This is a genomic window from Microcoleus sp. POL10_C6, from assembly GCF_036701585.1.
Lineage (GTDB): Bacteria > Cyanobacteriota > Cyanobacteriia > Cyanobacteriales > Microcoleaceae > Microcoleus.
In genome coordinates this window covers 112,846-124,751 of record NZ_JAUBRB010000009.1, presented here as the reverse complement: position 1 = coordinate 124,751, position 11,906 = coordinate 112,846, and the positions used below count along the sequence as shown (strand labels likewise).

Genomic DNA, 11,906 nt, shown 5'->3' with positions numbered 1-11,906 from the left:
GATCGACCCGATTTGCATATCCCCCCATTTTTTGTAGGGGCAATCCCCCCGCAGTTGCCCTCGTGGGCGGAGGGGAGGCACTCTTGGCACTCCCAAGGTCGATCGAGGGACTATTTATCAATACATCTTTATCAAAAATTTACAGATTTGTATGCAATCAACGGTTATGATTGCATACAAATTTTCACTGTTTTTTAAACCAGCAATAGGTGGTGTGATGCCAAATTTTAATTTTCAAGTTTCAGGAAGTGCGATCGCCTTTATCGATTCTCAAGTTGAAGATTATCAAAGTTTGATTGCCGGGGTAACACCGGATACGGAAGTAGTAATTTTGGATGAGAATCGGGATGCGATCGACCAAATTACTGAAATTTTAGCTCTTCGTACCAATATTGACAGCATTCACATCATTTCTCACGGGGCTCCGGGCAGCTTGCAACTGGGCAAAACTAAATTGTGTTCTGAAAATCTGGAAACTTATTCCAAGCAATTTCAGCAGTGGGGAAACGCTTTAAATCTGGGTGCGGACATTCTGATTTACGGTTGCAATGTCGCATTGACATCCTTCACCTTCATCCAGCGCATCGCCCAACTCACAAATACCAATGTTGCCGCCTCCAAAAACCTCACCGGAAGTGCAGCAAAAGGCGGCGACTGGGAACTAGAAGTCACAACCGGGAAAATAGCAGCCTCTTTAGCATTCCGGCCTGAAGTTCTAGCAGCATACAGCCACGTCCTCTCCACCTTAAGTGAAGCTAGGAACTATAATGTCGGCGACAATCCTGTTGACATGGGTACGGGCGACTTGAACGGCGACGGTTTCCTAGACTTAGCCGTGGTCAACCAGGGCTCCAAGAATATTTCCATATTGTTGGGGACGGGTACTACGGGCAGCTTTGGTACTGCTACCACCTTATTTGACCCAGGTAACGAGAATCCCTTTGGCGTTGCAGTGCGCGACTTTAATGGAGACGGCAAACTCGATTTAGCTGTAGCGAGTAATCCTGGTGGTGCTGACCCCGGTTACGTTTCCATCCGGCTGGGCACAGGTACTGGCAGTTTTGGTAATCCTACCAACTTCGCTTTAAATATGCATCATAGCTCGATCGCAGCCGGCGACTTCAACGGAGATGGCAAGTTAGATTTAGCCACAGCCCCGAGGTTTGGCAACAACGATTCAAGAATTTCAATACTTTTCGGAGACGGTACTGGTAGCTTTGGCCCTCCCGTTCCACTTAATACAAACAAACCAAAGTTTACTGTTGCCACAGCCGACTTTAACGGCGACGGCAAACTCGATTTAGTCACGTCGAACAATGAAGTAACTGACAACATCTCCGTTTTCTTAGGAGATGGTAATGGCAGCTTTAACTCCCCCGTTAACCTTAGCGCGGGTAATCTTGTTGGGAGACAGAATCACTTTGTCGTCACAGGGGACTTTAATGGCGATGGCAAACTCGATCTCGCCGCAAGTAACGACATTTCTGAGAATGTCTCAGTCTTCTTGGGAGATGGTACGGGTAATTTTGGTAATGCTACCAACTTTGCTGTCGCAAGTCGTGTCTTTTCTCTGGTTGCAGGCGACTTGAACGGCGACGGCAAACTCGATTTAGCCATGCCTACCGGCGGGAACAAGGTTTCAGTCTTGTTAGGAGATGGTACGGGTAATTTTGCTAATCTCAGCAACTTTACTAACCTGGAGACTTTGGGGGGAAATCGTATAGCTGCGGCAGATTTTAATGCTGACACCAAGTTGGATTTAGCTACGACGAACCTCATTTCTAATGATGTCTCGGTTCTGCTGAATACATCGAATACAGTTAATTTCGGTGCCGCCACTTACAGCAGCGTGGAAGGAACAACAGACACAGTAGTTAATATTCCCGTCAAGATCACCGGTGGCATTCCCTTAAACGATGTAGTTGTCCCAATTCTCCTCGACCCCACTAGCACAGCCACCCAAAATTCAGACTACACCTTTTCCCCTACTTCGATTACCTTCCCCGCAGGTTCAACAGGTGCGGCACTCACCAAGAATATTGAAGTTACTATCAAGTCTGACAGTATCTCTGAAAACCCCGAAACCGCAATTTTCAACTTGGGGACAATTACAGGTGCGATTGCCGGCCCCACAAAAACAACCACACTAACTATTTCAGATCAAGTTTCTGTTGCTTATGCCATTGCCACCGATACTGCCAGCATTGACGAAGGCAATAGCGGCAAAAAACCTCTAAGTTTCACTGTGACTCGCAGCAACGTCACTAACGGGGCAAGTAGCGTCAAATATGCAATAGCAGGAACAGCTACCAACAGCAGCGATTATAACAATATCGGCGGCACTTCTGGGGCAAAAACTGCTACTGGCACGATTAATTTTGTGACTGGTGAAATATCAAAAACCATCACTCTGGATGTGTTGGGCGACACCACGGTTGAACCCGATGAAACTATTACCGTCACCCTGTCCGATCCCACAGGCATCGCAGCGGTAACACCAATAATTACCGCTGATACCGCTACCACAACTATTATTAACTACACTGCACCGACGCCAACGCCGACGCCAGAACCACCAACACCGACGCCAACGCCGACGCCAGAACCACCAACACCGACACCAACGCCGACACCAGAACCACCAACACCGCCGACTCCGACACCGCCGGCCCCCCCGACGCCGACACCGCCGGCCCCCCCGACGCCGACACCGCCGGCCCCCCCGACTCCGACACCGCCGGCCCCCCCGACGCCGACACCGCCGGCCCCCCCGACGCCGACACCGCCGACGCCACCGACTCCGACACCGATACGAACACCGACACCAACACCGACACCAACGGATAATCGCCCGCCAGTTGTAAATCGTCCTGTCTTGTCGCAAGGAGGCTATAAAACCAATGAGTTGACCTTCGCTGCAAACACCGATACTGACCCCGATCCGGGCGATCGCATTAACTATACGATCTCTCTGGCAGATTACAATGCTGTGAATTCGTCTGCATTCACTTGGGAGAGAGCTCTCAACGGCAATTCCTATCGCCAGCCGGTAGATGGGTTAAGTTTTCCTCAAATTCCTCTCCCCTCGTGGTTAACTTTCAATCCCGAAACCCGTACTATCAATTTAGATGCGAGTCGCCCAAAATCTTTCAACTATTGGCTGAAGGTAACGGGAACGGATGCGTCTGGTGCCAGTGTTAGCGAACTCGTTCGGTTCAAGAGTTACTATTTCGGCGGTTTTGTGATTGACAATTACATTGCTGGTGCTACTATTTTCTTTGATGCCAACAAAAACGGCGTACTCGATCCCGATGAACCGTCTGCCACAACTAGCCCTAATGGTGAATTCGATCTGAATCTCGCCTCCAACATTTTTGACAAAAATCAAAACGGGGAAATTGACCCAGAAGAAGGCAATTTAGTTGCCATAGGTGGCACCGATACCGCCACGGGTTTACCGCTAGAAACACCAGTTACCGCACCACCAGATGCTACTGTTGTCACCCTTTTAACCAGTTTAGTAGCTGACTTAATCGACAAAGGAGTTACATCAGAAGAAGCACAATCTTCCGTCAAAAATTCCCTGGCCATCCCCGCTAATGTTGACCTGATTAGCTTAGATCCCATCAAGGCAACCAACAACAACCAACCGGGCGGCGTCCAAGTCTTATCCGCAATGGTGAAAGTCCAAAACTTCATCACTCAAACTAGCGCTTTGATTGACGGTGCTTCTAGTGCATTAACTAAGGATATTGTCAAGGCTGTTGTCAGTTCAATTACGAGTCGAATTCAATCCAGTACAGTTTTAAACCTCAGCAATGCAGCAGATTTAGAACCAATAATTCAGCAATCTGTCAGTAGAATCAAGCAAGTTGACTCCAGTTTTAACAGTCAAAACTTCACCCAACTTGCCTCGCAAGCTGCGACTGTAATGGCAACAGCAAATCAACTCATTGATGCCGCTGTCTCCAGCACAACAACATCAATTCCCGAAGCAGTCGCCCGCGTCCAAAAAGTAGCTTTGGGCGCAACTACTCAAGACTTTAAAGCAGTTGGTGCGGGAAGCAAGCCAATTTCCCAGTTAGTTGCTGAGAATACTGGTGCTGCTTTAGATAGCAAAATTCAAGACACAACTTCGCCTGGGCTTGCGGTTCCTGTTGTCACCGGCGACGCTGATTTGGGCAGCAATTCGCCCGATCGCATTCTCGGTACAAACGGCGACGATATCCTGACTGGCGGCAGCGGAAATGATGCTTTGATGGGCATGAGGGGCAATGATTACCTCGATGGTACTCTCGGAAAAGACTCTCTTTTCGGTGGCAAAGGTAATGATATTATGCTGGGAGGTAGCGGTGATGATGCCTTGTTTGGCAGCCGCGGTGCTGACGTTTTGAATGGTGGCGATGGTAATGATATTCTGCTGGGAGGTAAGGGTGATGATTTGCTGACTGGCGGTTTGGGAAGTGATGTTTTGACGGGAGGTGATGGTAATGATAAATTCTTGCTATCTGCTAATTCTGGCATCGATACTATCTTGGATTTTGAGGATGGCAAAGATTTGCTAATACTCGCCAACAATCTCACTTTCTCCCAACTGTCAATTACTCAAGAAAACAGTTCAACTTTCATCCGTTTGTCAGCAACAGGTGAAATTTTAGTCTCTCTGAATGGGGTGTCTGCCAGCCTGATTAATGATGCCAATTTCAATCTAGCTTAAAGGAGTAGTAGATACAGCAGATTGCAGTTTATGAAGTGCAGGACACGGCAATGCCGTGTCCCTACGGGGATCGATCTAAAATCCATTTCAGCTAATCTTGTGCTGAATTTTGCGTTTCGCTGCACCAATACTTAAAATACTAAATCCGGCTAAAGTACCGAAGATAGTAGCAGGTTCTGGTACTGGTTCAGCAGAGCCTTTTTCAAAAGAGCCTTTAATGGCGATCGCATCATTAGCGCACTCGGCAAAAAAGTTAGCAATATAGTTCCCCGAAGGCATTGATGATTTATTGAAACTGAATCCAATTGTTTGAGAACCTACTGCATTAAACTGAGCGAAATTAAGACCGAGGACACTCAAAGTTGCTGGCGTTAAAAGATAGATTTCTCCTACTTTTGTACCCGTAGCTATTGAGTTGAGAACAGTCCAGTTTCCTGTTTGTTGAAAATAGGGTTCGGTGGCAGCTAAATCGCCCATAGATCGGGTTCCGCCTTGAGATGCAACTACCGTATTGAATTGATTTAAATTACTAAAACCAGAGTTAGTTTGACTGACGTTTTTCGCTGTAACGTTACTGTAAACGCCTGTTGTCGCCACGCTGGAGTCATTTCCTTCGGCAAAGCGGATACCAAACAAGCTGCCGTTTGCGTTAGCTGTATTAAAGTTTTGACCGGAAAAATTAAAGAATAAATCGCCGTAGTTGATGTTGCCTCTTTGAGCTAGTGGGTCGGCATATCCTGCTAAACTTAGATTAGAATTGATGGCGATAAAAGCTGTATCTGATGTTTCTTTGATGGCGATGCCATAAAATTCAAATTCCCCGCCGCCGATTTGGGGCCCTGTCACGCCGTCGTTGAAGGAATCGATCGCATAATTCCATCCGTTAGATAGCGTTGCTGCTGTAGCTTTTTGTTGCTGTAGTGCGAAAATGGCACAGAAAATAGCCACTGAGTAAGTCCAGTGGATGCTGTTTTTAGCAATGGATTTCATAAAATGCTCCCTGGGAATCATTGTTAAATTTTCCAGTCTGATCGATCGACTATTATTAATTTTGAGTAAATCATATATTGCGGCTGAATATATTAAAATTTTGCTAAAGTTTGGTCGGGCAATTGCATCCTGTTAAATAGATTGCTTAAAACACCCAACCAATGCCAGTAACTAAATATATGACGTATGCAGAGTATATAGTGTGCCTGGGTCAGTCCTGTATAGGTGAAAATAAACCGACTACCAGGTTTAAGCCGTTGAGTGCAGTAATAAACTGCCTGCGAGTCAAGATCCAGGCTTGACCCGCCCCTACAAAATATTATTGTTTTTTCCTGCCGATCGACTGAATTGATTTTTTATCAATTACCAATGATTTTTGACAAAAGGGGGCGTGATGTTGTAGATGCCGATGCCAGATTCTGTTAATATTCCGATTATTAGATTAATAATTTTCATCAATTGTCTTTCATTTCCAGCGCTGTTCAATAGACCTCTCCAATAATTATTCTGGAACAGGCATCCTGCTTGTTCAATACAGGCTTTGCTGGATATGTCTAATAATTATAATTACGTTGCTTGGGATGACTTCATTCCTCAAACTCCTCAAATGCCGATCGCGCACAACAATTTTACTAATTTTACCATCAGCGTTCCACCCAACAGGCTCTCATGAATCAGCAATTTTTCTGTAAGTGCCGCCCAAAGCGAGAATTGGATAATCAAAAAAAATCATACGGCAAGAACGATCGCACGTTTTTACAACACCCAAGCCACTTCCTGCAATACATCTGCTGCAGGCATCGTGGGTTCCTTCTAACTCGGTGGGTGGTTTCTGCACTCTTATGCGCTGTATAAATCAATCAAATTTTTAAATGCTGTTAATATATCGCCGACAGTTCGTTGACTATCTTGACTCTTCCCTTGATCACAGAACGCAGCAGGCGGTTGATCGAATGTCGGTGTTCATCGTCGAGAGAGTCATCCAAAACAGCAGCCATCAAGCCGTAGCGATCGGCTAAAGTCAAACAACCCGTATCCGTAACAGAAGCAAGCATTTCGGAAATAGCGCCGGGGAGAAGTTGAACTAAAAACATGAGACATTCCCTGAATTCGATGCTTATATCATCTCTCGTTCTCCGAAAATTAATAGTGACGCTGGCATAGCACACAATGTGATGTTTTGAGGCAAACTGTGTGACAGCGACCCCTCTAATGTTGTGACGATCTCGTTCTAAGTCTGCGATCGCACTCACAACATTAATTTTAGATATTCCAATTTCCCCCTCTTCCGTCCTAAATCTAAAGATTTAGAGAGATTTTTCGGTTTTGGGGGTGTCTTTACCCATTTCCCATGTATAAAACGCATCGGCCCTATGCGAAATATTCATAAAACTCAATATTTTGTAAAAATAGCTACGAATATTTACAATCGTGGGCTTTACATTAGCTCATAACAAAGGTGCATCGAAACGCAGCGATCGACCGAATCATCGGTAGGTAGCAACTATAACCATAAATAGTTTGGCGACGTTCGAGCCAGTACCCAGTCAAACTCAAGTTTACAGAAGACCAACCATGCTTAAAAGAAATTCCATCTAGTAACTAAATATACAGTTTTAAATCCATACAGTCACTAAGGTTAGCAGGAAACACACACTTTATGCTCCAAGTCAATACCTCCCCACACAAGTCAGCAGCGAGGGTAAACCGATGACCCAAACAGTAGAACCCAAAGCCCAAGCGAGCCTGAACAAGTTTGAAAAACTCAAAGCCGAAAAAGATGGCTTAGCATTAACAGCCGAACTCGACCACTTCGCCGCCATCGGCTGGGAAGCAATGGACGAAATCGATCGCGAGCACCGCCTCAAATGGCTCGGCATCTTCTTTCGGCCCGTAACTCCCGGCAAATTCATGATGCGGCTGCGCTTGCCCAACGGCATCATTACTAGCAATCAAACCAGAACCCTAGCAGAAATCGTCCAACGCTACGGCGACGACGGCAGCGCCGACATCACCACCAGACAAAACCTGCAATTGCGCGGAATTCGCATCGAAGACGTACCCGACATCTTCCGCCGCCTCAAAGAAGCGGGCATGACCAGCATCCAGTCTGGCATGGACAATGTACGCAACATCACGGGTTCCCCAGTCGCGGGCTTGGACGCCGACGAACTGATAGATACGCGGGAACTGGCGAACCAAGTCCAAGACATGATTACGAACAGCGGCGAAGGCAACCCCGCGTTTTCAAATTTGCCGAGAAAGTTTAATATTGCGATCGCAGGCTGCCGCGACAACTCAGTCCACGCAGAAATCAACGACATCGCCTTCGTACCCGCTTACAAAGACGGCAACATCGGCTTTAACGTTTTAGTCGGCGGTTTCTTCTCCGCCAAACGCTGCGAAGCTGCAATTCCTCTCAACGCATGGGCAAGTCCTAGCGACGTTGTAGATTTGTGCAAAGCAATTTTAACTGTGTTTCGCGATCAAGGCCCGAGAGCAAACCGCCAAAAATCGCGACTGATGTGGCTGATTGACGAACTCGGAATCGAACAATTCCGAGCCGAAGTCGAACAAGAATTAGGTCGCACTTTGCCCGCCGCCGCGCCGAAAGATGAAATCATCTGGGAGAAACGCGACCACATCGGCATCTACCCCCAAAAACAATCAGGGCTCAACTATGTAGGGCTGCACGTTCCCGTCGGACGGCTGCAGGCATCGGATTTGTTCGATTTGGCCAGAATCGCCGAGGTTTACGGCAGCGGCGAGCTCAGGCTGACTGTGGAAGAAAACGTGATTATTCCCAACGTTCCCGACTCGCGGATTGAATCGCTGGTCAAAGAACCGCTGTTGCAGCGTTTTTCCATCGACCCCGCACCGCTGACGCGAGCCTTGGTTTCCTGTACCGGCGCCAAGTTTTGCAACTTCGCCCTCATCGAAACCAAAAGCCGCTCCGTGGCAATGATTGAGGAACTCGAAGCCGAACTGTCAGTTCCCAAACCTGTCAGAATTCACTGGACGGGTTGCCCCAATTCCTGCGGTCAACCCCAGGTAGCAGACATTGGTTTGATGGGAACAAAAGTTCGCAAGAACGGCAAAACCCTCGAAGGTGTAGACATTTACATGGGAGGCACAGTTGGCAAAGACGCTCATTTGGGTGCTTGCGTCCAAAAAGGCATTCCTTGCGAAGACCTCAAACCGCTGCTGCATCAACTGTTAGTCGAGCAGTTTGGCGCAGTTCCCAAACAGATTACAGGGGATGTAGCTGTGCTGAACCGGCAACTGCAATTGACGGTTGAGGAGGGCGAAACGGCAGTCCCGGCAGCCAAAGCTCAGACATCTACTGTCATTTTCGCTCGATCGGGCAAAGAAGTTGCTTGCAGCGAAGATGAGTTCATTCTCGATGTTGCCGAACGGGCCGGAGTCGAACTTGACAGCAATTGCCGGTCGGGAAGCTGTGGCACTTGCCAGCAGAAACTCCTAGAAGGCGAAACAGTCTACGACAGCAAACCAGACGCGGCGGCAGATTTAGAACCAGGGTTCATTTTAACTTGCAGCGCGCGGGCGATCGGCAAAGTGTCGATCGACGCCTAATCTAATAAAGTGAGGTGCGATGCAAAGGTCGCGAATCAATCTCACATCTCACATTTCCACCATCTCAAAGTACAACAACAATTCAAGACAAATGAGCAACCTTTCTAGAAGAAAATTCATCATCACCGCCGGAGCAACAGCAGCCGGCACCCTCCTAGCCCACGGTTGCAGTTCCGGTTCGACCACATCTAACGGAGGTGCAACCCCCGCAGCCGGTGGCGCATCACCCAGCGCTGCCCCAGCAGTCAACATCAACCCTGCCGACGCCCCAGAAGTTACCGCAGCCAAACTCGGATTCATCGCCCTCACCGACGCAGCACCCTTAATCATCGCCCAAGAAAAAGGGTTATTTGCCAAGTACGGCATGAAAGACGTACAAGTTACCAAACAAGCATCTTGGCCAGTTACTCGCGACAACTTAGAACTCGGTTCCGACAAAGGTGGCATTGACGGAGCCCACATCTTATCTCCGATGCCTTACCACATGACATTAGGCACTATTACCAAAGGCAATCAGCCAGTGCCGATGTACATTGTCGCCCGGTTAAATACTAACGGTCAGGCAATTTCCCTCAGCAAAAAATACCTAGATTTAAAAGTAGGTACAGACAGCGCACCTCTGAAAGCAGCTTTTGCAAATCAAAACGTTCCTATTGCTATGACCTTTCCCGGCGGCACCCACGACTTGTGGATACGCTACTGGCTAGCAGCCGGCGGTATTAATCCAGATACAGATGTTTCCGTGATTCCCATACCGCCGCCCCAAATGGTAGCGAACATGAAATCTGGCAGCATGGAAGCCTTTTGCGTAGGCGAACCTTGGAATGCTCAGCTCGTTACTCAAAAGGTAGGATACACCGCCTTAATAACTGGAGAAATGTGGAAAGATCATCCTGAAAAAGCTTTAGGTTTAAGAGGAGATTGGGTTGACAAAAACCCCAAAGCTGCAAAAGCAATTACAATGGCCGTACTGGAAGCCCAGCAGTGGTGCGACAAGGCAGAAAATCACGATGAGATGTGCCAAATTATCTCTCAAGATAAGTGGTTAAAAGTTCCAGTAGCAGATATTATCGGTCGCTCTAAAGGTCAAATTGACTACGGTACCGGCCGCATTGAAGCTGCCAGCCCTGTGGCGATGAAATTCTGGGCCGATAATGCTTCGTATCCCTACAAGAGTCACGATGCTTGGTTCTTAGCTGAAAATATTCGCTGGGGTTATATCCCAGCAACTACCGACATCAAAGCAACCGTTGATAAAGTTAACCGGGAAGATATTTGGAAAGCAGCAGCGACAACACTTGGCGTCCCCGCCGCCCAAATTCCTACTACTACTTCTCGCGGTGTCGAAACCTTCTTTGACGGCGTGAAGTTTGACCCAGAAAAACCAGAAGAATATCTGAAGAGTCTGGCAATCAAAAAAGCATAATTAGTTGGTTGAGTGTTGACTGTTGACTGTTGACACTTGACAAATACCTAAAAGTGACGGTGTTGAACAGAGTGAAACGCAGGGTGCGTTCCACCAACTAAACCAGTTGAACTCTGTTCAAAGTATCTAAAAATAATCGATTATTCACAATACTGCAAAAAGAAAAATGGCAACAAACCTCGCTGTTACTAAAAGCAAAAATCCAGTAAATTTCGTTCTGGATCATGTTCAAAAAAACCGCCGAAAAATCATCCGCCCGCTGGTAGCAATTACAGTTCTGCTGATAATCTGGCAAATCCTCTGCAATAGTCCCGACTCCAGCTTGCCAGGGCCAATCAAAGCTGTCCAAGAAACCTGGAATCTGATTATCAATCCGTTCTTCGACAACGGCGGTACAGACAAAGGCTTGTTCTGGCAAATTTTTGCTAGCTTGCAGCGGGTGGCGATCGGCTTTACTTTGGCAGCAGTTCTCGGCATCAGTTTAGGCATCCTGATCGGTACAAACTCCCTAATGTTCGATGCTTTAGACCCGCTGTTTCAAGTATTCAGAACTATCCCGCCCCTGGCTTGGCTGCCGATCGCCCTGGCTGTATTTCAACAGTTCAATCCCTTTGAAGGTCTGGGGATGAAAGCTAACGAAGTTTCAGCACTTTTCGTAATCTTAATTACAGCAATTTGGCCGATTCTAATTAACACCACAGTAGGGGTTCAACAAATACCCCAAGACTACAGAAACGTCGCCCGCGTCTTGCGCCTCCCTAACCAAAAATACTTCTGGAAAATCCTGCTTCCCTCTTCTGTTCCTTACATCTTCACTGGCTTGAGAATTGGCATCGGTTTGTCTTGGCTGGCGATCGTAGCTGCGGAAATGTTAGTCGGCGGCGTCGGCATCGGCTTCTTCATCTGGGACGCTTACAACAGTTCTCGACTCAGTGCAGTGATTCTAGCAGTGCTTTATGTAGGAATCGTCGGTTTGATTTTAGACAGAATCGTTGGTTTCATCGCGTCCAAAGTTGTTCCCGAAGAACAGAAATAGAATTTGGGCATCGGGCATCGGGCATCGGGCATCGGGCATCGGGCATGGCGAATGGGGAATGGGGAATGGTTGCCAACTACAAACTGGTAGAAATGAGTTGTAAATTAATGCCCAATGCCCAATGCCCAATGCCCAATTAATAA

Annotated in this window: 7 protein-coding genes and 1 pseudogene; 6 read left to right on the top strand and 2 right to left on the bottom strand. The window is 47.4% G+C overall.

The genetic code is table 11. The annotated features are described in order from the left end of the window. Nucleotides 1-217: 217 nt before the first annotated feature. A complete protein-coding gene (locus QUA34_RS07655; RefSeq protein ID WP_333385362.1) occupies nt 218-4,717 on the top strand; it encodes a DUF4347 domain-containing protein in 4,500 nt (1,499 codons plus the stop codon). An 87-nt stretch (nt 4,718-4,804) separates the two neighbouring features. Here the strand turns inward: QUA34_RS07655 and QUA34_RS07650 are convergent, their stop codons facing one another. Beyond that, nucleotides 4,805-5,707, bottom strand: coding sequence for an XDD3 family exosortase-dependent surface protein (locus tag QUA34_RS07650; RefSeq protein ID WP_333385360.1), 903 nt, complete (start codon nt 5,705-5,707; stop codon nt 4,805-4,807). Nucleotides 5,708-6,257: 550 nt separating this feature from the next. Between QUA34_RS07650 and QUA34_RS07645 the strand changes: the two genes are divergently transcribed. Further along, nucleotides 6,258-6,380: a hypothetical protein gene (locus QUA34_RS07645; protein ID WP_333385357.1), complete on the top strand. Its 123-nt coding sequence runs from the start codon at nt 6,258-6,260 to the stop codon at nt 6,378-6,380. Between the two features lie 205 nt (nt 6,381-6,585). On the opposite strand, the gene QUA34_RS07640 is transcribed toward QUA34_RS07645, so the two are convergent. Further along, nucleotides 6,586-6,801: a hypothetical protein gene (locus QUA34_RS07640; protein ID WP_333385354.1), complete on the bottom strand. Its 216-nt coding sequence runs from the start codon at nt 6,799-6,801 to the stop codon at nt 6,586-6,588. 616 nt (nt 6,802-7,417) lie between these two features. On the opposite strand from QUA34_RS07640, the pseudogene QUA34_RS07635 reads away from it, so the two are divergent. The 4 genes and pseudogenes from QUA34_RS07635 to ntrB all read left to right on the top strand — a co-directional run. Further along, nucleotides 7,418-8,956 (top strand): annotated as a pseudogene (locus QUA34_RS07635) (ferredoxin--nitrite reductase); the annotation flags it as partial. 18 nt (nt 8,957-8,974) lie between these two features. Continuing rightward, nucleotides 8,975-9,301 carry a 2Fe-2S iron-sulfur cluster-binding protein gene (locus QUA34_RS07630; protein ID WP_333385415.1) on the top strand — a complete coding sequence of 109 codons (327 nt, stop codon included), beginning with the start codon at nt 8,975-8,977 and terminating at the stop codon, nt 9,299-9,301. 91 nt (nt 9,302-9,392) lie between these two features. Continuing rightward, nucleotides 9,393-10,727 (top strand): CmpA/NrtA family ABC transporter substrate-binding protein, encoded by a 1,335-nt coding sequence (locus QUA34_RS07625; protein WP_333083848.1) that lies wholly within the window; start codon nt 9,393-9,395, stop codon nt 10,725-10,727. 166 nt (nt 10,728-10,893) lie between these two features. Further along, nucleotides 10,894-11,763, top strand: coding sequence for a nitrate ABC transporter permease (ntrB, locus tag QUA34_RS07620; protein WP_333331683.1), 870 nt, complete (start codon nt 10,894-10,896; stop codon nt 11,761-11,763). Nucleotides 11,764-11,906 lie beyond the last annotated feature (143 nt).